General features: G+C 71.8%; 17 protein-coding genes and 1 tRNA gene. 4 read left to right on the forward strand and 14 right to left on the reverse strand.

Annotation, left to right across the window (positions count from 1 at the left end; genetic code table 11):
* Positions 1-7: 7 nt before the first annotated feature.
* Positions 8-301, reverse strand: a complete 294-nt coding sequence (locus EDF34_RS11280) for a hypothetical protein (protein ID WP_123371593.1) — start codon at positions 299-301, stop codon at positions 8-10.
* A gap of 116 nt (positions 302-417) precedes the next feature.
* Here EDF34_RS11280 and arr point away from each other — a divergent pair, with 116 nt between their 5' ends.
* Positions 418-846, forward strand: a complete 429-nt coding sequence (gene arr / locus EDF34_RS11285; protein WP_123371594.1) for an NAD(+)--rifampin ADP-ribosyltransferase — start codon at positions 418-420, stop codon at positions 844-846.
* A 22-nt stretch (positions 847-868) separates the two neighbouring features.
* Positions 869-1,324 carry a hypothetical protein gene (locus EDF34_RS11290; RefSeq protein ID WP_123371595.1) on the forward strand — a complete coding sequence of 152 codons (456 nt, stop codon included), beginning with the start codon at positions 869-871 and terminating at the stop codon, positions 1,322-1,324.
* A gap of 91 nt (positions 1,325-1,415) precedes the next feature.
* Here EDF34_RS11290 and EDF34_RS11295 read toward each other — a convergent pair.
* From EDF34_RS11295 to EDF34_RS11320, 6 genes are all read right to left on the reverse strand, one after another.
* Positions 1,416-1,491 (reverse strand) — tRNA-Thr (locus tag EDF34_RS11295).
* A 73-nt stretch (positions 1,492-1,564) separates the two neighbouring features.
* Positions 1,565-3,778: a cellulose binding domain-containing protein gene (locus EDF34_RS11300; RefSeq protein WP_123371596.1), complete on the reverse strand. Its 2,214-nt coding sequence runs from the start codon at positions 3,776-3,778 to the stop codon at positions 1,565-1,567.
* Between the two features lie 96 nt (positions 3,779-3,874).
* Positions 3,875-5,404, reverse strand: a complete 1,530-nt coding sequence (locus tag EDF34_RS11305) for an alpha/beta hydrolase (protein WP_123371597.1) — start codon at positions 5,402-5,404, stop codon at positions 3,875-3,877.
* Positions 5,405-5,458: 54 nt separating this feature from the next.
* Positions 5,459-6,595 carry a DNA polymerase III subunit delta' gene (locus tag EDF34_RS11310; RefSeq protein ID WP_123371598.1) on the reverse strand — a complete coding sequence of 379 codons (1,137 nt, stop codon included), beginning with the start codon at positions 6,593-6,595 and terminating at the stop codon, positions 5,459-5,461.
* Positions 6,592-7,206, reverse strand: coding sequence for a dTMP kinase (gene tmk / locus EDF34_RS11315; RefSeq protein WP_233575338.1), 615 nt, complete (start codon positions 7,204-7,206; stop codon positions 6,592-6,594). The genes EDF34_RS11310 and tmk overlap by 4 nt, the downstream gene beginning before the upstream one ends.
* Before the next feature lie 43 nt (positions 7,207-7,249).
* Complete coding sequence (locus tag EDF34_RS11320) at positions 7,250-8,254, reverse strand: Gfo/Idh/MocA family protein (RefSeq protein ID WP_123371599.1); 1,005 nt, start codon at positions 8,252-8,254, stop codon at positions 7,250-7,252.
* Between the two features lie 224 nt (positions 8,255-8,478).
* Here EDF34_RS11320 and EDF34_RS11325 point away from each other — a divergent pair, with 224 nt between their 5' ends.
* Both EDF34_RS11325 and EDF34_RS11330 read left to right on the forward strand, forming a co-directional pair.
* Positions 8,479-12,465 carry a CIA30 family protein gene (locus EDF34_RS11325; RefSeq protein WP_123371600.1) on the forward strand — a complete coding sequence of 1,329 codons (3,987 nt, stop codon included), beginning with the start codon at positions 8,479-8,481 and terminating at the stop codon, positions 12,463-12,465.
* 167 nt (positions 12,466-12,632) lie between these two features.
* Positions 12,633-13,880 (forward strand): alpha-amylase family protein, encoded by a 1,248-nt coding sequence (locus tag EDF34_RS11330; protein ID WP_123371601.1) that lies wholly within the window; start codon positions 12,633-12,635, stop codon positions 13,878-13,880.
* A 177-nt stretch (positions 13,881-14,057) separates the two neighbouring features.
* Here the strand turns inward: EDF34_RS11330 and topA are convergent, their stop codons facing one another.
* From topA to EDF34_RS11365, 7 genes are all read right to left on the reverse strand, one after another.
* Positions 14,058-16,772: a type I DNA topoisomerase gene (topA, locus tag EDF34_RS11335; protein ID WP_123371602.1), complete on the reverse strand. Its 2,715-nt coding sequence runs from the start codon at positions 16,770-16,772 to the stop codon at positions 14,058-14,060.
* 79 nt (positions 16,773-16,851) lie between these two features.
* Positions 16,852-17,730 (reverse strand): phosphatase PAP2 family protein, encoded by an 879-nt coding sequence (locus tag EDF34_RS11340; RefSeq protein ID WP_233575339.1) that lies wholly within the window; start codon positions 17,728-17,730, stop codon positions 16,852-16,854.
* A gap of 60 nt (positions 17,731-17,790) precedes the next feature.
* On the reverse strand, positions 17,791-18,882 hold the full coding sequence (locus EDF34_RS11345; RefSeq protein ID WP_123371604.1) for an ABC transporter ATP-binding protein: 1,092 nt from the start codon (positions 18,880-18,882) through the stop codon (positions 17,791-17,793).
* Positions 18,879-19,874 carry an ABC transporter permease gene (locus EDF34_RS11350; protein WP_123371605.1) on the reverse strand — a complete coding sequence of 332 codons (996 nt, stop codon included), beginning with the start codon at positions 19,872-19,874 and terminating at the stop codon, positions 18,879-18,881. Before EDF34_RS11350 ends, EDF34_RS11345 begins: the two co-directional genes overlap by 4 nt.
* 2 nt (positions 19,875-19,876) lie before the next feature.
* On the reverse strand, positions 19,877-20,857 hold the full coding sequence (locus EDF34_RS11355) for an ABC transporter permease (RefSeq protein ID WP_123371606.1): 981 nt from the start codon (positions 20,855-20,857) through the stop codon (positions 19,877-19,879).
* A complete protein-coding gene (locus EDF34_RS11360) occupies positions 20,854-22,005 on the reverse strand; it encodes an ABC transporter ATP-binding protein (protein ID WP_123371607.1) in 1,152 nt (383 codons plus the stop codon). Before EDF34_RS11360 ends, EDF34_RS11355 begins: the two co-directional genes overlap by 4 nt.
* A gap of 94 nt (positions 22,006-22,099) precedes the next feature.
* Positions 22,100-23,809: an ABC transporter substrate-binding protein gene (locus EDF34_RS11365; protein WP_123371608.1), complete on the reverse strand. Its 1,710-nt coding sequence runs from the start codon at positions 23,807-23,809 to the stop codon at positions 22,100-22,102.
* Positions 23,810-23,870 lie beyond the last annotated feature (61 nt).

Consider the following 23,870-nt stretch of genomic DNA (forward strand, 5'->3'; position numbering starts at 1 on the left):
CGTCGGGTCAGTGGCGCAGGGCGTACCAACGGGCGCCGAAGCGACGGGTGACGCTGCGGCCGCTGATGTCGGCGAGCTCGTCGAGCCGCGCGAGCACCGCCCAGCCGACCTGGCGGGCCGTGGGGTCGTCGGGCGCGTCGAACCGGATCGTCACGCGCGCCTCGCCGCGCACGACGCCGAGGTCGAACGCCTCCACGACCACTCGCTCCTGCGCGACCGCGACCGCCTCGGGCAGCACGTCGGCCGGGTCGGTGCCCGGCTGCAGCAGCCCGACGGCAGCACGGACTCGGTAGGACGGCACGCGCTCATCCTCCCCCGCAGAGCCGGCTCGTCGGTTCTGCGGGCCACGGCGACTGCGAGCGGGGCACGGTTCGCGGGAGGATGGCAGAGGAACGACGGCGACGCACGGGGGGACGTATGAGCGAGGGACCGACGCCGTTCGAGGTGCACGAGTCGGGTGCGTACTTCCACGGGACGAAGGCCGACCTCAGCGTCGGCGACCTGCTCGTGCCCGGCCGACGCTCCAACTTCGGCGGTGGGCGCACCGCCGGGCACGTGTACGTGACCATGACGCTCGACGCCGCCTCCTGGGGGGCCGAGCTCGCCCAGGGCGAGGGCCGGGGGCGGATCTACGTCGTCGAGCCCACCGGCCCCCTCGAGGACGACCCCAACGTGACCGACAAGAAGTTCCCGGGCAACCCGACGCGGTCCTACCGCTCGAAGGCTCCCGTGCGGGTCGTCGGCGAGGTCGAGGGCTGGGTGGGGCACCCGGCGGAGCAGGTGCAGGCCATGCGCGACCGCGTGGCGGATCTCGCTCGCCTAGGCTCGGAGGACATCGACGACTGACCACGAACCGTGGGAGCACCCTTTGGCCAGCACACCCGCGTGGAAGCCCGCCGAGGCCGTCCAGGGCGGTCGCGCGTTCACCACGACGATCGCGGACGTCGACGTCCTGGTGACCTTCGCGGGTGACGCCACCGGCGCGCTCGCTGGTGAGTGGACCGTCCGGGACGCGGACGACGACACCACCCTGCTGACCGGGTTCGACCCGGCACTCGCGGGCACGCGCTCGGCGGTCCAGATCTTCGCGTCGCTGGTCTCCGTCGCGGACCAGCTCACCCCGCTGCTGGTCCCGGAGCCCGTCGCGACGCCGCTCGTGGTCGAGTACACGGTCGTCAAGCTCGCCGCGCACGACGACGACTTGGTGTTCGCGCAGACCGTCGCCGCGACCTTGGGTGAGCACGCCGCGGACGGGTGGCGGCTGGTCTGCGTGGACAACCTGTGGGCCTACCTCGAGCGGCCGGACGCACGCTCCGACCGGTAGCGGCGCCTGGTGACCGGTCGCATCCGCGGGTCATTCTCGGTGTCGACGAAGGCCCCGCACCAGCGTTGCTGCTGGTACGGGGCCTTCGTGGTGGAGCCGCCTAAGAGAATCGAACTCTTGACCTTCTCATTACGAGTGAGACGCTCTGCCGACTGAGCTAAGGCGGCATCGTCGGGATCCGTGGACCTCGGCGAGCCCGCTTACTGTACCTGGCCGACCCCCGGCACTCCAAAGCGAGCGTCAGGGCGTGTAGACGTTCGGCTTGGCCGGCAGCGCGAACGGCGTCCCGAGGAAGAACCCGGGGTGCGGCGGCTGGTTGTACGCGGTGTTCTGCCAGGCGATGGCGGTCCGGTACTGCTGGTCGTGCAGGAGGGTCCACACGCGCGTCGTGGTGGCGATCGGCGTCGCGTAGATCCGCAGCGCCGAGTCGTCGGAGGTCGCCCAGACGACCTCCTCGCGCCAGTCGCCGAACAGGTCGCCCGAGAGCACGGGGGTCGCCTTCGTCGAGTTGTTCGAGTGCACCCCCGACGCGGTCAGCAGGCGGGTGTCGCCGCCGGTGCCGTACTTGTCGATGCGCGTGCCGTCGAGCAGCTCGCGCGACGTGTCGGCGTCCCAGTAGGCCAGGAAGTTCGTCGAGCTCGGCTTGCGACCGATCGCGGCGCCAGTGGTGTCGCGCAGCTGGGAGTCGCTCGACGACCAGGACTCCGCCCCCGGGCTCCCGGGGTAGACGTCGTCGGAGACGCCGCGTCCGTTGTCACCGGTGGCCGCGGTCTTCCACAGGATCTGGCCCGTCCTCGCGTCCGCCATCCACGAGTCGGGCTGGCTCGCGTCCTCCGTCACCTTGAAGTACTCCAGGCCAGGGCGGCTCGGGATCAGGTCGCCGAGGTGGGCGGCGTCGCCGTGCCCCGTCCGGGTGTTCCACAGCGGCCTGCCGTCGTCGTCGATCGCGGCCGCTCCGTAGACGATCTCCTGCTTGCCGTCCTGGTCGACGTCGGCCGTGACGAGCGCGTGGTTGCCCTGGCCTGCGTAGGTGCTGTTCCCCGAGGCGTTGGAGTCGAACGACCACCGCTGGGTGAGCTTGCCGTCGCGGTAGTCCCACGCGGTGACGACAGCCCGCGTGTAGTAGCCGCGCGCCATGATGATCGACGGGCGCTTGCCATCGAGGTAGGCGGTGCCCGCGAGGAACCGGTCCACGCGGTTGCCGTAGCTGTCGCCCCAGCTGGACACCGTGCCGCGCGGCGGGACGAAGCTCGTCGTGGCCAGGATCGCACCCGTGCGGCCGTTGAAGACCGTGAAGTACTCCGGCCCGCTCAGCACGTAGCCCGACGCGTTGCGGTGGTCGGCGTTCGCGTCGCCGATCACCTGTCCCGTGCCGGAGCGCGTCCCGTCCGCCGTCTTCACGGCGACCTCGGCCCTGCCGTCGCCGTCGTAGTCGTAGACCTGGAACTGCGTGTAGTGCGCGCCGGCCCGGATGTTGCGGCCCAGGTCGATGCGCCACAGCCGCGTGCCGTCCAGCTCGTACGCGTCGAGGTAGACGTTGCCCGTCACCCCGGACTGCGAGTTGTCCTTCGCGTTGGTCGGGTCCCACTTGAGGACGACCTCGAGCCGGCCGTCGCCGTCGACGTCCCCGACGCTGCCGTCGTTCGCGGTGTAGTCCGCGCCCGGCTTCGAGATGGGCACGTCGAGGTAGCCGCTGCCGAAGGTCAGCGACGTCTCCGACGCGGCCTGCTCCACGCCGTTCACGACGGCCCGGACCGTGTACGTGGCGCTGGCCGCGGCACCGGCGTCGAGGTAGTTCGTCGACGCCGTGATCGGGCCCGCGATCTTGGTGCCGGAGCGGTAGACGTTGAACCCGGTGGTCGCGGCCTCGGTGCCGAGCAGCCGCCACTGCACCAGGTTGCCACTGCCGGAGCGGACGCTGATGAGGCCGCGGTCGAGCTTCTCCGCCTGCCACGCGCCCGCGGCGGGCGGCGTCGTGGCGGTGGGCGTGGGGGTGGGAGTGGGGGTGGGCGTGGGCGTCGGGGTGGGCGTGGGGGTCGGGGCGGTCCCGCCCGTGCAGGTCGTCCCGTTGAGCGCGAACGACGACGGCACCGGGTTGCTGCCCGACCACGACCCGTTGAACCCGAACGACGTGCTGGCCCCGGTCGCGAGGCCGCCGTTGTACGACACGTTCCTCGCGGTGACGACCGCCCCGCTCTGCGTCGTCGTCGCGTTCCACGCCTGCGTGACGCTCTGGCCGGCACCGAACGCCCAGGTCAGCGTCCAGCCCGTCACGGCGTCGCCGAGGTTGGTGACCTTGACGTCCGCCCCGAAGCCGCCGCCCCACGAGCTGGTCACGGTGTAGTCGACGCGGCACCCGGGGGCCGCCGCGGCCGGTTGCGCGAGGGCGACGGCAGCGCCGGCGGCCAGCGTCGCGGCCATCAGCCACGGGAGCGCGGTGCGGGGACGGGTCATGGCGTGCCTCCTGGCAGTGCGGCCCGACGACGATGTCGGGTGAGCCAGGAGGGACGCTAGGTGGCGATCACCCGGCGGACCACCGCGCGAAACCTTTCAGCAGCGGGTGCCGTCGTCGGGCACGGTCCCCTCGACGAGGTACGCGTCGACCACCTTCGCGATGCACGAGTTCTCCGCGCGGTAGGCGGTGTGCCCCTCGCCCTCGTACGTGAGCAGCACGCCCGACGAGAGGGTCGTGGCCAGCGACTGCGCCCACTTGTACGGCGTCGCGGGGTCGTTGGTCGTGCCGACGACGAGGATCGGCGGGGCGCCCTGCGCGCTGTAGTCGTCGAGCGCGCCGACCTCGGGCACGGACCAGTCGCCGCACGACGTGCCGCCGTAGGAGAAGAACGAGCCCACGGTCGGGGCGACCTTCAAGATCTCGGCGGCCTGGGCGCGCATCTCGTCGACGTCCGTCGAGCTGCGGTCGTCGAGGCAGTTGACCGCGCGGAACGCCTCGGTCGAGTTCGTCGAGTACGTGCCGTCCTCGGCGCGGTCGTAGTAGACGTCGGAGAACGACAGCAGGATCGAGCCGTCGCCCTGGCGGATCGCGGCGGTCAGGCCCTGGGTCAGCGCCGACCAGAAGCTCTGCGAGTAGAGCGTCACCGCGATGCCGGAGAACGCCAGCGCCTGGGTCAGCTCGCGGTCGGTGCCCGTGTCCAGCGGGCTCGTCCTCGCCCGGTCGAGCAGGGCGCGGATCTGCTTCATGCCGTCGTCCACCGAGCCCGTCAGCGGGCAGCCGCTGCCCTGCAGGCAGTCGGCGACGTACGCGCGCAGCGCGCCCTCGAAGCCCGCCGCCTGACCGGACTCGATGTCACCCTCGGAGAGGGTCGGGTCGAGCGCGCCGTCGAGCACGAGCCGGCCCGCGCGGTCCGGGAAGAGGGCCGCGTAGGTCGCGCCGAGCTTGGTGCCGTAGGAGAACCCGAGGTAGTGCAGGACGTCGTCGCCGAGCACGGCCCGCATGACGTCGAGGTCCTTGGCGGCGCTGATCGTGTCGACGTGGCCGAACACGGCGCCGGAGCGGTTCAGGCACTCCTTCGAGAACTTCGCGCTCTCGTCGATCATGTCCTGCAGCCCGGCGTCCGTGGAGGTGTCGGGGTCGAGCGCGGTGATGCGGTCCATCTCCGCGGCGTCGACGCACTCGATCGGCGACGAGCGCTGGATGCCGCGCGGGTCGAACCCGACGAGGTCGAAGTTCTTCTTCAGCGTGGAGGTCGCCTCGCCGAGGAACGACTGGAGGAAGTCGACCCCCGATGCCCCGGGGCCGCCCGGGTTGATGAGCAGCGAGCCGACGGCGGTGCCGTCCGCCTCGTGCCGCGCCAGCGCGAGCTCGATCGTCTCGCCCGACGGGTCGTCGTAGTCGAGCGGGACGGTCAGCGTCGAGCACTGGCCCGCGTCGCACTTCTTCCAGTCGAGCTGCTGGTCGTAGAAGTCGCTCAGCTCGCCGTAGTCGACGTCGGCCGACGGACCGCTCGCGGACGACGTGGGCGCGGTGACCTGGTTCTTGTCGGGCGCGCAGCCGGACAGGACGAGGGCAGCGATGCCGACCAGGACGACGACGGGACGCAGGAGGCGGGCTGTCGGCATGCGACGAGGGTAATCGGCAAATCTGGAAGACGGGTCAGCCGATGTCAGCCGATGTCAGCCCTGCGGCCGCAGCGCGATCGTCATGGCCTCGACCGCGAGCAGCGGAGCCACGTTCCCGGCGAGCCGCGTGCGTGCCTGCCCGACGGCGTCCATCCGCCGCAGCGTCTGCTCGGCGGTGCTGGCCGAGGCCAGCGCCCGCACGTCGTCGCCGTGCTCGACGTTGACGAGCTCCACCTCGGCACCGAGCTGGACGACGAGCACGTCGCGGTACAGCGAGAGCAGGTCCACCATCGCGCGGTCGAGCACGTCACGCTGCGCGCGGGTGGCACGGCGCTTCTGCTCCTCCTCGAGGGTCTTGATCTGCGAGCGGATGGCGGGCGGCAGCGTCGCGGCGCCCTCCGCGCCGAGCGAGCGGAGCAGCGAGGCCCGCTCGTCGGCGTCGCGCTCCTCGGTCGCCGCCTTCGCGTCGGCCTGCGCGGTCGCGACGAGGTCCCCGGCCGCGAGCACCGCGTCGCCCACGCCGCGGATCCGCGCCGCGACGGACAGCACCGCGTCGCGGCGAGCCCGCGCCTGCGGGTCCCGGGCCAGCCGGCGGGCGATGCCGACGTGCGACTGGGCGGCGCGCGCGGCCACAGCCGCGACCCCGGGCTCGATCCCGTCCCTGCTGACCAGCAGCGCGGCCACCGCATCGACCGGCGGCACCCGGAGCGCGACCGACCGGCTGCGCGAGCGCAGCGTGATCAGGACGTCCTGCGGGCTCGGCGCGCACAGCACCCACACCGTGCGCGGCGCGGGCTCCTCGATGGCCTTGAGCAGCGCGTTGCCGCTGGTGTCGTTGAGCCGATCGGCGTCCTCGACGATGATCACGCGCCAGCGGCCCTGCGACGGCGACCGCTGCGCGAGCTCGACGAGCGGGCGAGCGACCTCGGCCCGGATGAACACACCCTCGGTCGCGACGACCGTGACGTCCGGATGGGCGCCGTGCAGCGTGGTCAGGCAGTCGTGGCAGTGCCCGCAGCCGCCGTCGACGCACTGCAGCGCGGCGGCGAACGCCCGCGCCGCGTTGGACCGCCCGGAACCCGGGGGCCCGGTCAGCAGCCAGGCGTGCGTCATGGCCGCCGGGTCGGCGACCGCGGTCCGCAGCACCTCGACCGTGGGCTCCTGCCCCACCACCTCGTCCCAGACGCTCACGCGACCAGCTCCTCGACGCGCACGCGGATCGCGGCGGCCAGCTCGTCCGCGGCGAGGGTCGCGTCGAGCACTAGCCAGCGTCCGGGATCGGCCTCGGCACGGGACAGGAAGGCCGCACGGGTACGCCGGTGGAACTCGTCGCCCGCGCGCTCGAGCCGGTCGGGCGCACCCGTCAGGCGCGCCTGGCCCAGCACGGGGTCGAGGTCGAGCAGCACGGTGAGCGCGGGGAGCAGGCCGTCCGTGGCCCACAGGGACAGGGCCTCCACCTCGTCGGCCCCGAGGTCCCTGCCGCTGCCCTGGTAGGCGACCGACGAGTCGAGGTAGCGGTCGGTGACGACGACCGCCCCGCGCGCGAGCGCCGGGCGGACCAGCGACGCGACGTGGTGCGCGCGGTCGGTGGCGTACAGCAGCGCCTCGGTGCGCGGGTCGACGTGGTCGCCGTGCAGGACCGCGTCCCGCAGCAGCTGGCCGAGCTCGGTGCCCCCCGGCTCGCGCGTCAGGACCACCTCGCGGCCCGCCGCCACGAGCCAGTCGCGCAGCAACCGGGCCTGCGTGGACTTGCCCGCGCCGTCACCGCCCTCGAGGGAGACGAACAGGCCGGGTGGAGTCACGTGCGCCAGGGTATCCGTGCCCGGTGACACGCCGGCCGGCACCTCACTCACCCGGGTAGACGACACCCACCTGCGCGCGGATCTCGTCCATGGTGTGCAGCACCTCGAGCGTGCCCTGCCAGGGCATCCGCTCGCTCTCGGTCGCGCCCTCGGCGACTCGGCGGGCGACCTCGGCGGCCTCGTACTGCAGGCCCTTGGCGCCCGGGTGGTCGAACTCCCAGACCCGGCCGTCGGTGCGCTGCACGCGGAACGAGGTCGGCCCGTAGAAGTTGCCGGCCACCGCGATGTGGCCCTCGGTGCCGGAGATCGTCGCGATCGTCGGCGTCTTGGCCCACAGCGTCGTCGACAGCGTCGCCTGCGTGCGCTGCCCGTAGGACAGCACCATCGAGATCTGCCCGTCGACGCCCGTGTCGGTCAGGGTGCCCACGGCGGTCACGCGGTCAGGGACGCCGAGGAAGTCGTGCGCGAACGCCACCGGGTACACCCCGAGGTCCAGCAGCGCGCCGCCCGCGAGCGCGGGGTCGAACAGGCGCGACCTCGGGTCGTACGCGAAGGGCTGGCCGTGGTCGGCGCTGAGGTTGATGATCTCGCCCACCTCGCCCGCGTCGATGACCTGGTGCAGCGCGTCGACGTGCGGCAGGAACCGCGTCCACATGGCCTCCATGACGAACACGCCGGCCTCGCGTGCGGCGTCGAACACCTCGCGCGCCTCGCCCTCGTTGCGCGTGAAGGCCTTCTCGACGAGCACGTGCTTGCCGGCCTTGATCGCGAGGAGGGCCTGGTCGCGGTGCTCGGAGTGCGGGGTCGCGACGTAGACGGCGTCGACCTGCGGGTCCTCGACGAGCTCGCGGTAGCCGACGTGCGTCGTCGGGATGCCGTGCGCCGTGGCGAACCGCTCGGCGCGGTCGCGGTTGCGGGAGCCCACGGCGACGAGCTGCGCGCGCGTGTGCTGGGTGACGGCGGACGCGAACGTCGAGGCGATGCCGCCGGCGCCGAGGATGCCCCAGCGGATCGGGGGTGCGGTGCGGGGATCGGGGGTGCGAGCCATGGCGCCAACCTACCTGCGTCCGGGGAGCGTGCGACCTCGAGCACGCCGCGCCACGGCGCCCCCCACACCGCGGCCGAGGGTTCCGCGCGCCGGTCGATTCGTCGCTCTGAATCGCTTATGTCCCTTTCTTCACTCACCTAATTTAGTTACCCTCGTGCCCGATCGGCCCAACGACGGGCCGCGCGGTCGCCCTGCAGACGCGGGGATGTTCAACGGAGAGCACGATGACCCCAGCTACGCACACCCGGCTGTCGCGAGCGGTCGCGACCGTGGCCGCAGCGGCCCTGGCCCTCACCGGTCTGACGAGCCTCGCCACCGCGACGCACGCTGCCGACGACGACGTCGTCGCGATCGCCGACACCGGCGCCGCCCCGCAGACCCGGTCGCTGTTCCGCTACCTGCGCGACCAGCAGGCCGACGGCATCCTCTTCGGCCAGCAGCACCCCCTCGACGAGGCCATCTCGGAGCCCTACACGGGGCCGGACGGCCTGCCGATCGAGTCCGACGCCCACAGCGTCACGGGCGACCTGCCCGGCGTCTTCGGCTTCGACACGCTCGCGCTCAAGGGCGACGAGAAGCCCGGCTCGCACGACAACACCGACGAGCAGAACGCGGCCGCCCTGGCCGCGCAGCTCGTCCGCGCCGACCGGCTCGGGGCGATCGTCACGCTGTCGGCGCACATGCCGAACTTCGTCACGGGCAAGGACTTCTACGACACCAGCGGCCGCGTGGTCAGCCACATCCTGCCGGGCGGCGACAAGAACGCGACCTACCGCGCGTACCTCGACCTCGTCGCGCTGGCCGCGACGGAGGCAGAGCGTCCGGACGGTTCGCTGGTGCCGGTGATCTTCCGGCCGTTCCACGAGAACACCGGCTCGTGGTTCTGGTGGGGCGCCGCGCACGCGACGACCGGCGAGTACAAGGAGATCTTCCGCTACACGGTCGAGTACCTGCGCGACGTCAAGGGCGTGCACAACCTGCTCTACGCGTTCTCGCCGAACGGCTCGTTCGACGGTGACGCGAGCCGCTACCTCGAGACCTACCCGGGCGACCAGTGGGTCGACGTCCTCGGCTACGACAACTACGAGAACTCCAACGCGGCCGACGACTCGTCCGCCTACGTCGACGCCGTCGTGACCGACCTCGAGATGGTCGTCGACCTGGCGGCCGCGCGCCACAAGGTGCCGGCGTTCACCGAGTTCGGCCGCAACGGCGACCGGACCATCAAGCCGACCGGCAACAAGTCGCTGCACTACTTCACCGAGCTGCTGTCCGGCCTGCGCGCGAGCGAGAAGGCGAGCCGGGTCGCGTGGATGCTCACGTGGGCCAACTTCGGCTCCGGCCAGATCTACGTGCCCTACGCGGGTCACGAGATGGCCGCCGACTTCCAGGCGCTGTACGACGACCCGGGCTCGGTGTTCGCGAGCCAGACGGGGTCCCCGTACTCGCTGAGCGCCACCGCCGGCACGCCGGCCCCGGACCTCCGGCTGGTCACGCCTGCCGACGGCACGCGGATCACCACAGCATCGACGACCGTGCGCGCCAAGGTCACCGCGGCGCCCGGGGTCGACTCGGTGACCTTCACGGCCGACGGCTTCGACCCGGTGACGCTCACGCCCGACGACGACGGCTACTGGTCCGGCACGTGGGAGATCGGCCAGGACGCGCTCACCAACCGCACGATGGCCGCCTCGGTCACCGCGACCGGCGGCGCCACACCCCTGTCCGCGGACGTCTCCGTCATCCTCGGTGCGGCACCGGTGCTCCCCGTCGGCACGGTGGACGACTTCGACGGGTACGGGGACGACGTCGCGCTGCGCGCCGCGTACACGGTGACCAACGCGACCTCGTCGTCCCTCACGCTCGCCGACCACGGCGACGGCAAGGCCGCGCGGCTGACGTACGACTACCCCGCGTCACGGACCGGCTACCTCGGGTTCGGCAAGTCCTACGCGCCCGCGCAGAACTGGTCCGGCTTCGGCCAGCTCGACCTGTGGATCGATCCGGACGCGTCGGGCCACAAGCTCGTGATCCAGGTCCAGGCCGGCGGGGTCACCTTCGAGGCGTACCCGTCGCTCGCGGGCGACGAGCCCTACGTCGCGCACATCCCGTGGACGCAGTTCGCCCCCGCCCCGTGGGACACGGCCAACGCGGGTGCCACGCTCACCTGGGAGCGGCTGGCGGCGGTCAGCCAGTTCTTCGTCTACCTCAACGACGCGGGCGGCGCCGCACCGCTGACCGGCTCGATCCTCGTCGACGACGTCAGGGCGTCCGGCGAGGGCGAGTACGTCGACCCCGAGCCGTCGGCCGAGCCGATCCTCGTCGACGACTTCGAGACCTACGCGGACGAGGCGGCCTTCGACGCGGCGTGGGGCAACCGCAGCAAGACCGACCTGATCTCGCTGTCCGCGGACGCCGGCCAGGGCGAGCAGGCGCTGTCCTTCGCCTACGACAACGCGAACGGGGGCTGGCAGGACGTCGCCCGCTGGCTCGGCGGGCAGAGCTGGGCCGGCCGTGACGCGCTGTCGCTGCGGGTCAAGGGCGACGGGTCGGGCAACCAGCTCGCCATCCAGCTCGGCGTCGGAGGCGGTCGCTACTACCTCGCGCAGGTCCCGCTCGCGGACGCCTCGTGGCACACGGTCGAGATCCCGTTCTCGTCGTTCGCGCCGTCCTGGCCGGCCGACCTGACGGACCCGCTCGACGACGCTGCGCTGGGCGTGGTCAACGAGCTCGTCCTCGCGTCGAGCTCGACCAGCGGGTCCGGCACGTTCGGCGTCGACGACCTCCGCGTCGTCGGCGGCGAGGTCGCCCCCGAGGTGCCCGACGGCACGCCCGAGGTGCTCGACACGTTCGACCCGTACGCCACCACGACGGACCTGCGCGCGTCGTGGAGCAACAACGCCGACCAGGCGTGGGGCGACGGGTGGCAGCTGTCCCTCGCGCCGGGCAAGGGGTCCGCGGGCTCCAAGGCGGGCCGGTTCGACTACGACTTCGGGTCGACGACGTACCAGCAGGAGTCGCGCTGGCTCGGTGGCCACTCGTGGGCCGGGCTGGACGGCATCACGGCGTGGATCGACCCGAACGGCTCGGGCCAGTCCGTCTCGCTGCGGTTCCGCACGGTCTCGGCCGACGGCACGGGCGACGACTGGTTCTGGGACCTGCCGGTGCCGCTGACGGGCTCGGCCCGCACGGTCCACCTCGCGTTCGACGACGCGGTCGTGACCTACCCGTCCGGGCTCTCGTCGACGCTGCGGCCGACCAGGGCCCAGCTCGCCCAGGTCAACGAGGTCATCCTCATGGCGACGCAGGCGAACCCCGCACTGCCCGCAACCGGCTCGTTCTTCCTCGACGACCTCGCGGTCGGCGACTTCCCCGCCGAGCCGGTCCAGGTGGCCCCTGCCGTCACCACGCAGCCCGCGTCGGTGTCCGGCAAGCTGGGCGCCACGGTGACTCTCACCGCGGCGGCGACCGGCGAGCCCGCACCGACCGTGCGCTGGGAGTCCAGGAAGGCAGGCTCCTCGACGTGGGCGACCGTCAGCGGGGCCACCGCGGCGGCGCTGAAGGTCGCGCTGAGCAGTGCCACGGACGGGACGTCGTACCGCGCGGTATTCACCAACGCCGCGGGCTCGGCGACGACGAACACGGCGACCGTCAGCGTCACCCGCACCAAGCCCGTCGTCACCACCCAGCCGAGGGCGGTGTCCGGCAGGCTCGGCACCACGGTGAAGGTGACGGCCAGGGCCACGGGCTACCCCGAGCCGACCGTCACCTGGGAGCGCAGGGCCACGGGCTCGACGGCCTGGAAGAAGATCCCGGGCGCCACGTCGACGACGCTGCGGCTCGAGCTCACGAAGGCGCTCGACGGGTCCCAGGTGCGCGCGGTGTTCCGCAACGCGGCGGGCAGCACGACGACCAGCGCTGCCAAGGTCACGGTCACGCGCGTGGCACCGCGGATCACCAAGCAGCCGTCGTCGGTGTCCGTGCACCGCCACCACCGGGCGACCTTCCGCGTGACCGCCACCGGCTACCCGGCGCCGACCTACCAGTGGTACCGCGCCAAGGCGGGCTCGTGGGTCAAGGTCAGCGGCGCCACGTCCGCCTCGTACTCGCTCACGGCGACCGCCTCTGCCGACCGGACCAAGCTCCGCGTCGTCGTGAAGAACGCGGCCGGCACGACCACGAGCCGCACGGTGACCCTCCGCATGCGCTGATCCCCCCGGCTTCCGTGCAGCCCGGGGTCGACCAGGGGGTTGCGCACGGTTCCGGGGCCAGAACCATGCGCAACCGCCTGCTCGTCGGCTTGCCTCCGCGGGAGCCGGGGCTGGGAGCGAGCTCTCCGGCATCCGGTGGGGCGTCGCCGTAGCCGTACGGTGGGGAGATGGGCTGGGTCGAGCACGCGGTGTGGTGGCAGGTGTACCCCCTGGGCTTCGTCGGGGCGGCCGACGAAGCCCCCGCCGACGCACCCGTCGACAGCCACCGCCTGCGCCGGCTCGTCGACTGGCTCGACTACGCGCGCGACCTGGGCGTCTCCGGCATCGCGCTCGGGCCGGTCTTCGCGTCGAGCACGCACGGCTACGACACGACCGACCACCTCGCGATCGACCCGCGCCTCGGCACGCTCGACGACTTCCGCACGCTGGTCGACGCAGCGCACGAGCGCGGGCTGCGCGTGCTGCTCGACGGCGTCTTCAACCACGTGGGCCGCGCGCACCCGCTCGTCGCGAGCGACCCGTCGCTGTTCGCCCGGGCCGACGACGGCTCGTTCGCCGTCTTCGAGGGGCACGACGCGCTCGTCACCTTCGACCACGGCTCCCCCGCCGTCGCCGAGCTCGTCACGGGCGTGATGAACCACTGGCTCGACCTGGGCGCGGACGGCTGGCGGCTCGACGCGGCCTACGCGGTGCCCCCGTCGTTCTGGGAGCCGGTCCTCGCCGCGGTGCGCGAGCGCCACCCGGACGTCTACGTCGTCGGCGAGGTCATCCACGGCGACTACCCGGCGATCGTCGCGGAGTCGGGCTTCGACTCGGTCACCCAGTACGAGCTGTGGAAGGCGACCTGGTCCGCGATCGCCACCCGGAACTGGTGGGAGCTCGCCTGGACCCTGGACCGGCACTCGGCGTTCGTCGAGGTGTTCGCGCCGTGGACCTTCGTCGGGAACCACGACGTCACCCGGATCGCCTCGCAGCTGGACGACGACGCGCTGCTCGGCCACGCGCTCGCGGTGCTCTTCACCGTGGGCGGCACACCGGCGGTCTACTACGGCGACGAGCAGGCGTTCCGCGGCGTGAAGGAGGAGCGGTTCGGCGGGGACGACGCGATCCGACCCGCCTTCCCTGCCTCTCCGGCCGAGCTGGCGCCCGACGGCTGGTGGGCCTACCGGCTGCACCAGGAGCTCATCGGGCTGCGTCGCCGGCACCCGTGGCTGCACCGGGCCACCACGCGCACGATCGAGCTGACCAACGAGCACCTGCTCTACGAGGCCCGCGCGGGCGACGACGCCCTGCTGGTCGCCCTGAACCTGGCCGACGAGCCGTGGGACCCCCCGGTCGCCGACGCGCAGGTGCTCGCTGGAGCGGGCCCGCAGGTCCCGCCCCGCGGCTGGGCAGTCCTGACCGCCACCGCCTGACGGTCCTCCGCCAGCCGCACAGCCAGCACTCGGCCCCGCGCATCTGCCCAGCGCTCCGCCTTAGGTGCAGCGTTAGTGCCGCTATGCGTGACTAACGCTGCACCTAACGGCCCGGCGCGAGCACGCGGGGGGCAGCGGGCAGCGCACACCGCCGCACGGCGCACGCCAGCGGCCTGGCTACTTCTTCGTCGCGGCCTTCGCACGGGCGGGAGCCTTGCGGGCGGGTGCCTTCTTCTTCGCGGGGGCCGACGCGCGCTTCTCGGCGAGCAGCTCGATCGCCTGCTCGGGCGTGATCGACTCGGGCGTCACGTCACGCGGCAGGGTCCGGTTGGTGGTCCCGTCGGTCACGTACGCGCCGAACCGGCCGTCCTTGACGACGATCGGCTTGCCCGACGTGGGGTCGTCGCCGAGCTCGCGCAGCGGCGGCGTCGCGGTGGCCCCGCGCCCGCGCTTGGGCTGCGCGTAGATGGCGAGCGCCTCGTCGAGCGTCGTCGTGAACAGCGCCTCCTCCGAGGCGATCGTCCGCGAGTCCGTGCCCTTCTTCAGGTACGGGCCGTAGCGGCCGTTCTGCGCGGTGATCTCCGTGCCGGACTCGGGGTCCACGCCGACCACGCGCGGCAGCGACAGCAGCTTGAGGGCGTCCTCGAGCGTGATCGTCTGCAGGCTCATCGACTTGAACAGCGAGCCGGTCCGCGGCTTGGGGGCGGCGGCGAGCGCGCGCTTCTTGGCGGCGGCGGACAGCGAGGGGTCCAGCTCGGGCTCGGGCAGCAGCTCGGTCACGTACGGGCCGTAGCGGCCGTTCTTCGCGACGATCGTCGTGCCGGTCTCCGGGTCCTGGCCGAGCACCAGGTCGCCGTCGGGCTGGGTCTCCAGGAGCTCGCGCGCCTTGGCGACGGTGAGCTCGTCGGGCGCCAGCTCCTCGGGGACCGAGGCGCGCAGCGGCGTGCCGTCCTCGCCGAGCGGCGCGGACGCGTCCTCGAGGTAGGGGCCGTACCGGCCGACGCGCAGCGTGATGCCGTCGCCGATCGGGATCGAGTTGACCTCGCGGGCGTCGATGTCGCCGAGGTTGGCGACCAGGTCGCGCAGACCCCCGCCCTCCTCGGTCCCGGTGCCGTCGCCGAAGTAGAACCGCGACAGCCACGTCACGCGGTCCTTGTCGCCGGCCGCGATCGCGTCGAGGTCCAGCTCCATCTCGGCGGTGAAGTCGTAGTCGACCAGCCAGTCGAAGTTCTCCTCGAGCAGCCGGGTCACCGCGAAGGCGAGCCACGAGGGCACGAGGGCCTGGCCGCGGGACGTGACGTAGCCCCGGTCCTGGATCACGGAGATCGTGGCCGCGTACGTCGAGGGGCGGCCGATCCCGCGCTCCTCGAGCGCCTTGACCAGCGATGCCTCGGTGTAGCGGGGCGGCGGGGACGTGCGGTGGCCGGCGGCAGCCAGGTCGGACCCGGTCAGCGGGTCGCCCTCGGCCATGCGCGGCAGGCGCGCGTCGCCCTTCTCGTCCTCGGCCGGGCCGTCGTCGCGCGACTCGTCGCGGCCCTCCTCGTACGCGGCGAGGAAGCCGCGGAACGTGATGACCGTGCCGGAGGCGGAGAACACGGCGTCCTGGCCGGTCGTCGCGACGGCGCCGATCCGGACCGAGGCGGTCGAGCCGCGCGCGTCGCCCATCTGCGAGGCGACGGTGCGCTTCCAGATCAGCTCGTACAGCCGGAACTGGTCGCCCGAGAGCTCCTTGGCGACCTGGGCCGGCGTGCGGAAGTGGTCACCCGCGGGGCGGATGGCCTCGTGCGCCTCCTGGGCGCCCTTGGCCTTGCTCGTGTACACGCGGGGCGCGTCCGGCACGTACTCGGGCCCGTACAGCTCGGCGGCCTGCCGGCGCGCGGCGTCGATCGCCTGCGTCGAGAGCACCGGCGAGTCGGTACGCATGTAGGTGATGTAGCCGTTCTCGTACAGCGACTGCGCGGTGCGCATCGTCTGGCGCGAGGCCATCCGCAGCTTGCGCGACGACTCCTGCTGCAGCGTCGAGGTCGTGAACGGCGCGGCCGGGCGGCGCGTGTACGGCTTGGTCTCGAGCGAGCGGACCTCGAACGACGCCTCGGCGAGGCCGGCGACCAGTGCGGTGGCGGCCTCCTCGGTGAGGTGCGTCGTCTCGGCGGAGCGCAGCACGCCCCGGTCGTCGAAGTCGCGGCCGCTGGCGACGCGGTGGCCGTCGAGCGCGGTGAGACGGGCCGGGAAGACCGGCTGGTCGGCGTCGGCGACCGCGAAGGTGCCGTTGACGTCCCAGTAGTCGGCGGCGACGAACGCCATGCGCTCACGCTCGCGCTCGACGACGAGTCGCGTCGCGACCGACTGGACGCGCCCGGCGGACAGGCCCTGGCGGACCTTGCGCCACAGCACGGGGCTGACCTCGTAGCCGTAGAGGCGGTCGAGGATGCGGCGGGTCTCCTGCGCGTCGACCATGCGGTCGTCGATCTCGCGGGTGTTCTCCAGCGCGCGGCCGATGGCCTCACGGGTGATCTCGTGGAACACCATGCGCTTGACGGGGACCTTGGGCTTGAGCTCCGCGAGCAGGTGCCAGGCGATGGCCTCGCCCTCGCGGTCCTCATCGGTGGCCAGGAAGAGCTCGTCGGACTCCTTGAGCAGCTTCTTGAGCTCGCTGACCTTCTTGCGCTTGTCCGCGTCGACCACGTAGTACGGCGCGAAGCCGTTGTCCACGTCGACGGCGAACTTGCCGAAGGGGCCCTTCTTCATGTCCGCGGGCAGCTCGGAGGGCTGCGGCAGGTCACGGATGTGGCCGACGCTCGCCTCGACGTCGTAGCCCTCACCCAGGTATCCCGCGATCGTGCGCGCCTTGGCAGGCGACTCCACGATGACGAGCTTGCGCCCTGCAGACATGCCCACGGCCTTCCCTACCGACTCACGGGCCGGTCGACCCGTGGCAACTCTCCGTCGAGGCGGACTCTACGACCATCCGTCACGTGCGTGGCAATCCGGACGCCGCCGCCTGCCGCAGCCCGAGCATGAGCGCGAACGCCAGGCACGCGGCAGCAGCCGTCCCCGCGGCACCGCCCAGGTAGGCGGTCAGCAGGTCCGAGCGGCTCGTCACGTCGGGCACCCGGGACCACGTCGCGGACAGCGCGACGACCGCGACGGCCCCGGCGACGGCGCCCACCACGACGAGCGAGACGAGCGTCGCACGGGTGGCCCGCGGGACCGAGGACCGGTCCACAGGGTTGGCCCACCGCGGCACCAGCACCGCCAGCGCACAGGTCGCGGCCGTCCACGCCAGCACGACGAGCACGGCCGCCACGACGTCCGACGGCCGGTGCCAGCGCCCGATGAGCGTCGAGACGCCCGTCGCCGTCGTGTACGCCGCGCCGAGGGCCGCCGCCCAGGGACGCACGCGCGGCGGGACGACGAGCATGAGCACGACCGAGATCGACGCGGCCGCGGTCGTGTGGCCCGACGGCAGCGTGTTGCCGTACCCGCCCGGGACGCCGAGCTCGGGCCGCTCGAAGACGTACTCCTTGAGCACGCGGGTGGTCAGGTTGGCGCCGATCATGACGACCGCCGCCTGGACCGCGAGCTCCCACCGCCGGCGCACGACCGCGATGACCACCGCGCCGAGCAGGACCGCGGCGATGAGGCCCACCGAGACGACGTCGAGGACCTTCTCGGCGACGCGCCACAGCTGGGTCTGCCCGTACGCGGCCCCCTCGATCGCGGCCTGGTCGACCGACTGCCCGGCATAGGTGTCGACGAACACGCGCCACAGCACGTAGACGCCGACGACCGACACGACGGTGACGACCGCCGACACGGCCACGAGGGGGACGGGTCGGCGGTCGCTCACCGGCAACACGGTAGGTCACGCGGCTGACAGGTCAGCACCGGCCAGCGTCCGGCGCGAGGCTCAGTGCAGCGCCAGCCGGTCCGGCACGGGCGCCGGCTCGAACCCGCCCGCCGCGACGCGCTCGGGGTCGTGGCGCAGGCAGGCGACCGACCGGCGCGGGTCGTCGCCCGGAACCGCCGGGGCCACGAGCTCGGGCCGGATGTGCGCGCACGCGTCGAACGCGAACGCGCAGCGGTCCCGGAACGGGCAGCCGGTCGGCAGGTTGGCCATGTCCGGGGGCGACCCCGGGATGCCGCCGAGCTCGCGACGCGCCCCGCGCAGGGGCGGGAACGAGTGCAGCAGCCCGTCGGAGTACGGGTGCCGGGGGCGGCGGTACACGTCCTGCGCGACCGCGTCCTCGACGATCTCGCCCGCGTACATGATCGCGATGCGGTCGGCGATCTCGATGAGCAGCGACACGTCGTGCGTGATGAAGATGACCGAGAACCCGAGCCGGTCGCGCAGGTCCGCGATCTGCTCGACGATCTGCCGCTGCATCACCACGTCGAGCGCGGTCGTCGGCTCGTCCATGATCAGCACCTGCGGGTCGAGCGCGAGCGCCATCGCGATCATCACGCGCTGGCGCATGCCGCCCGAGAGCTGGTGCGGGAAGTCCCGCGCACGGTCCGGGTTGATGCCGACCAGGTCGAGCAGGTCGGCCGCCCGGGCGAGCGCGTCCTTCTTGGACGTCGCGGGCTCGTGCGCGGTGATCGCGTCGGCGATCTGCCGTCCGATGCGGAACACCGGGTTGAGCGAGTTCATCGCGCCCTGGAACACGATCGCCATGTCCTGCCAGCGCGAGGCCCGCAGGTCCTTGTCGTTCAGCGCCAGGATGTCCGACCTCCCGCCGTCGCGGTCGGTGAAGATGACCTCGCCGCCCGTGATGAGGCCCGGGGGCGGCAGCAGGCGCGTCGCCGCGTAGGCGAGCGTCGACTTCCCGCAGCCCGACTCGCCGGCCAGGCCCAGGACCTCGCCGCGGTTGAGGGTCAGCGAGATCTGCCGCAGCACATGCGTCGGCTCGTCGTACCCGTAGTCGACGGAGAGGTTCTTGATCTCCAGCACGGGGTCGTGCACGGGGCGTACGCGCCCACGGGACTCAGCGAGGGCGCTCATGCCCGGTCCTCCTTGGCCTCGTGGACCACCGGGGTGAACCCGATGCGGGGGCGGATGCCGCGCTTGCGCAGGCCACGGGCGTTCATGCCGGTGCTCCGCAGGCGCGGGTTGACGAACTCGTCGATGCCGAAGTTGATCAGCGTCAGGGCCATGCCCAGCAGCGCGATGCACGCACCGGGGAACACGAACCACCACCAGGCGTGCCGCTGCAGCGCGAGCTGCGACTGCGCCCAGTACAGGACCGTGCCCCAGTTCCACTCGTCGGTCGGCGTCAGGCCGAGGAACGACAGCGTGATCTGCGAGAGCACCGCGAAGCCGACCGTGCCGATGAAGCCGGCCGCGATGATCGCGGTCAGGTTGGGCAGGATCTCGGCCATCACGATGCGCCACGTCTTCTCGCCGTTGGCGCGCGCGGCCTCCACGAAGTCGCGTCTGCGCAACGAGAGCGTCTGGGCTCTGAGCACGCGCGCGCCCCAGGCCCAGCCGGTGATCGCGATGACGAACGCCACCGACAGCCCGCCCGCGGACGGCAGCGAGCCCGTGATGATGATGATGAGCGGCAGCTGCGGGATGACGAGGAACACGTTGGACAGCGCCGACAGGCTCTCGTCGCCCACTCCCCCGATGTACCCGGCGGTGATGCCGACGACGATGCCGAGCAGCGTGGCCGCGAAGCCCGCGACGAACGCGATCAGCAGCACGCTGCGCGTCCCGAGCACCACCTGCGAGAACACGTCCTGGCCGGTGTGCGTGGTCCCCATGAGGTGGTCCCACGACGGCGGCTGGAGCAGGTCCTTGCTGCGGGCGTCGGGGTCGTAGGGAGCGATCCACTCCCCGATGATCGCGATGACGACGAAGAACCCGAGGATGCCCAGGCCGGTGAGGGCCTTGGCGTTGCGCATGAACAGGAAGCGGCGCTTCTTGCCGCTCGGGGCCGTCGGCGCGATCCCGAGGTCGATGCTCTCGTCGAGGTCGAGAAGTTCGGCGGACATGGTCAGCCCTCCTGACGCGTGCGCGGGTCGAGCACGCCGTAGACGAAGTCGGCCACGATGTTGGCGAGCAGCACCGCCATCGTGATCACGAGGAAGCACCCCTGCATGAGGGGGTAGTCGTGCGCCGAGGTGGCCGACAGCAGGTAGAACCCGATGCCCTGGTAGCTGAAGACCTGCTCCATGACGATCGTGCCGCCGACGATGAAGCCGAGGGACAGCGCGAAGCTCGAGATCTGCGGGAGGATCGCGTTGCGCGCGGCGTAGCCGAACATCACGCGGCGCTCCGAGAGGCCCTTCGCCTGGGCGACGGTGACGTAGTCCTCCGAGGAGACGGTCACCGACATGTTGCGCATCCCGAGGATCCAGCCGGCGATCGACGTCAGGATGATCGTCAACGCCGGCAACGTCCCGTAGTAGATCACCGAGCCGATGAAGTCCCAGGACAGGTTGGGCACCATGTCCCGGTCGTAGGAGCCGCTCGACGGGAACCACTCGAGGTTCACCGAGAAGATCGTGATGACGATCAGGGCGAGCCAGAAGTAGGGCACCGACGAGAAGAACGTCGAGATCGGCAGCAGCGCGTCGGCCCACGTCCCGCGGCGCCAGCCGATGGCCACGCCGATGAGCGTGCCGAGCGTGAACGCGATGATCGTCGAGATGCCGACCAGGCCGATCGTCCACGGCAGGCCCTGCTTGATGATGCTCGTCACCGGCGCCGGGTAGTAGCTGATCGACGTGCCCAGGTCACCGTGCAGCAGGTCGCCCCAGTAGTGCAGGTACTGCTGCCACAGCGACTGGTTCGAGTCGAGGCCGAACATCGCCTTGAGCGAGGCGATCGCGTCGGTGCTCAGCTGACCCTGCTTCTTGGCGATGAGTGCCGAGACCGGGTCGCCCGGCAGGAGACGGGGCAGGAAGAAGTTGATCGTCACCGCTGCCCAGAAGGTGATGGCGTAGAAGACCAGCCGGCGGCCGAAGAACCTCATCGGTCGTCCTCCTTCGCGGGTGCTGGGGTGGGTCCGGCGGCGACGGCGCGCAGCAGCTCGTCGTCCGCCGCGGGGCGCTCGCCGTATGCGTCGAGCACCGAGCCGAGGACCGGGCGGTCCGCACGGTCCGAGTAGCCCCAGCAGGCGGCCTGACGGCCCTCGCCCACGGCGAGCAGCGGCGGCGTCTCGGTCCTGCACAGGTCGGTGGCGAACGGGCAGCGCGGGTTGAACCGGCACCCGGTGGGGGGCCGCACGAGGCTCGGTGCCTCGCCGCGCGCGCCGCGGGCGCGGGCGTCCAGGTCGTCCGGGTCCGGTGCGGACCGCACGAGCAGCTGCGTGTAGGGGTGCTTCGGGTCCTGCGTCACGGACTCCGAGTCGCCGCTCTCGACGACACGGCCGGCGTACATGACCATCGTGCGGTCGGCGAAGTAGCGGGCCGAGGCGATGTCGTGCGTGATGTAGAGGATGGCGATGTGCATCCGGTCGCGCAGGTCGCGCAGCAGGTTGAGGATCCCGAGGCGGATGGAGACGTCGAGCATCGAGATGGGCTCGTCGGCCAGCAGGACCTCGGGGTCCGCGGCCAGGGCGCGGGCGATCGCGACGCGCTGGCGCTGCCCGCCGGACAGCTCGTGCGGGAACTTGTCGATGTAGCGCGACGGCGGCGTCAGCTGCACGCGCGTGAGGAGCTCCTCGAGCGCGGACTCCAGCTCGGGCCCGCGCAGCCGGCCGCGGTGGATCCGCAGCGAGCGGGAGAGCATGTAGCGCACGGTGTGGATCGGGTTCAGCGACCCGAAGGGGTCCTGGAAGATCATCTGCACGCGGCGGACGTACCGGCGGAAGGCCCGGCGGTTCTTCACGGTCGCGTCCTCGCCGTGCAGCAGCACCTGGCCGCCCGTCACGGGCATCAGCTGCGCGAGCAGGCGCGCGATCGTGGACTTGCCGGAGCCCGACTCGCCGACGAGGGCGACGACGCGCCCCCGGTACAGGTCGATGTCGACGTCGTCGACCGCGTGCACCACGTCGTGCGACCGGAAGCCGCGGACGGGGAAGCGCTTCTGCATCTTGACGGCCTGGAGGACGGGTGCCTCGCCGTCGACGGGCGGGCGTGCGGCCGGCGCCGGTGGGGGCGTGGGCTGTGGTGCGCTCATCGGTTCACCTTGGGGGGAAGTGTTCGGCCGGACGCCGGGTGCGGCAGGCGAGTCGCCTGCCGCACCCGGTGTCACTCTCGTCTGACTGCCTGGATCAGCTGTCGGACGGCGTGAGCTTCGACAGGATGAGAGCCGCCTGCGGGCCCGTCGGCTGCGGGTTCGCGTACGGGTCCTCGTCGGTGGGGAAGCCCGTGTAGTTCTTCGTCGAGTACTGCGCGACGGCCGGGCGCGACCAGATGACCAGGCCCGGGACGTCCTCGACGAAGTGCTTCTGGACGATGTCGAGCGCCGCCTGGCGGTCAGCGTCGTTCGTCCCGCTCTTGAAGTCGGCGAGGGCCTTCGTGACGTCGTCGTTCTTGTAGCGACCGAAGTTCCAGTTCGCCGACTCGCCGGCCTTCACGTACGAAGCGCCGTCCATGATGTTGGAGTACATGTTCCACGGCGTGGAGCCACCGTCGGTCCAGTGCAGCGAGGCGTCGAAGTCGCCCATGTTGATCTGCTGGTTCTGCCAGGTGTCGACGGGGGGCGTCTCGACCTTGGCCTCGGCGCCGAGGGACTGCGCGCCCTCCTTGACGATGTTCAGCGCGTCGATGTAGTCCGTCCAGCCGGCCGGGTTGGTCAGCGTGAAGGAGACCTTCTTGCCGCTCGGGTCGAGCAGCTTGTTGCCCGAGTCCCACGTGTAGCCGGCGTCCGTGAGGACCTGCTTCGCCGCGTCGAGGTCGACCGACAGCTCCTTGCCCTGGTAGTCGGGCGAGATGAACGCGTCACCCGACGGCTGGGGCAGGCCGGTCACGCTCTTGATCTGCGGCCACACGCCGTAGCCGGCGGTCGTCGAGATGTCCGCGCGGTCGACGACCAGGTTGAGCGCCTTGCGGAAGGCGACGTTGTCGAACGGTGCCTTCTCGTTGTTGAGGAACAGCACGTCGACGCCGAAGCCACCGCCGGCCACCTGGTGGAAGTGGTCCTTGTCCTGCGCGATGAAGACGTTCTCGTAGTCCGGGATGAACGTCCAGCCCCACTGCGCCTCACCCGTGGTGAGCGCCGTCGTCAGGCCGGCGTTGTCGTTGAACGTGTCGTAGCGGAGCTGGCCGACGAGCGGCTTGGTGCCCCAGTACGACGCGTTCGGCGTCAGCGTCACCGACTGCGCGGTGAACGACTTCAGCACGAACGGGCCGGTGCCGACCATCTTCGGGTCGGACCAGTTCACCGGGTCCTGCGACTCCCAGACGTGCTTGGGCAGGATCAGCAGCTTGTAGAGCTTGGCCTGGTTGACGAACTGGCCGTCGGTGAACGTCACCGTGACCTTGTTGCCGTCGACCTTGATGTCCTTGTACTGGCCGGGGAAGTCCGCGTTGATCTCGTCGTGGTCCCTGCGGATCTCGAGCGAGAACGCGATGTCGTCCGCGGTGAACGGCGTGCCGTCCGACCACTTCACGCCGTCGCGGGCGGTGATGACGGCCTGGGTCGAGTCGGCGTTCCACTCGACCGACTGGGCGAGCCAGGGGGTCGGGGGGTCGGTCGGCTTGATCTCGTTGACCTGCATGAGCGACTCGTAGACGGCGAACGCGTACCCGAGCGACAGGGCCGAGGAGTTCGGGCCGATCGGGTTGTTGTTCTCCTTCTGCGGGCCGTTCGGCATGCCGATGGTCAGGACCTTGTCCGAGACCTGGGCGGCCCCGCCGGACGACTTGTCCGTGCTGGACGGGTCGCTGCCCTTGGGGTCGTCGGACCCCGAGCATGCGGTGGCGAGCAGGGCGATCGTCGCCACACCGGCGACGATGCCTGCGAGCTTGTGCTTTCTCACGAGTGCCTCCTTGCACTGTCAGGAACCTACGGGACTGCTGGGACGGAACCGATCGACGTGA

It is taken from the genome of Cellulomonas sp. PhB150, assembly GCF_003755175.1.
Taxonomy (GTDB): Bacteria; Actinomycetota; Actinomycetes; order Actinomycetales; family Cellulomonadaceae; genus Cellulomonas.

Excerpts from the sequence above, each read along its gene's own strand:
- arr (WP_123371594.1), top strand. The coding sequence starts at position 418 with ATGAGCGAGGGACCGACGCCGTTCGAGGTGCACGAGTCGGGTGCGTAC.
- EDF34_RS11300 (WP_123371596.1), bottom strand. The coding sequence starts at position 3,778 with ATGACCCGTCCCCGCACCGCGCTCCCGTGGCTGATGGCCGCGACGCTG.
- EDF34_RS11305 (WP_123371597.1), bottom strand. The coding sequence starts at position 5,404 with ATGCCGACAGCCCGCCTCCTGCGTCCCGTCGTCGTCCTGGTCGGCATC.
- EDF34_RS11320 (WP_123371599.1), bottom strand. The coding sequence starts at position 8,254 with ATGGCTCGCACCCCCGATCCCCGCACCGCACCCCCGATCCGCTGGGGC.
- EDF34_RS11325 (WP_123371600.1), top strand. The coding sequence starts at position 8,479 with ATGACCCCAGCTACGCACACCCGGCTGTCGCGAGCGGTCGCGACCGTG.
- EDF34_RS11330 (WP_123371601.1), top strand. The coding sequence starts at position 12,633 with ATGGGCTGGGTCGAGCACGCGGTGTGGTGGCAGGTGTACCCCCTGGGC.
- topA (WP_123371602.1), bottom strand. The coding sequence starts at position 16,772 with ATGTCTGCAGGGCGCAAGCTCGTCATCGTGGAGTCGCCTGCCAAGGCG.
- EDF34_RS11345 (WP_123371604.1), bottom strand. The coding sequence starts at position 18,882 with ATGAGCGCCCTCGCTGAGTCCCGTGGGCGCGTACGCCCCGTGCACGAC.
- EDF34_RS11350 (WP_123371605.1), bottom strand. The coding sequence starts at position 19,874 with ATGTCCGCCGAACTTCTCGACCTCGACGAGAGCATCGACCTCGGGATC.
- EDF34_RS11355 (WP_123371606.1), bottom strand. The coding sequence starts at position 20,857 with ATGAGGTTCTTCGGCCGCCGGCTGGTCTTCTACGCCATCACCTTCTGG.
- EDF34_RS11360 (WP_123371607.1), bottom strand. The coding sequence starts at position 22,005 with ATGAGCGCACCACAGCCCACGCCCCCACCGGCGCCGGCCGCACGCCCG.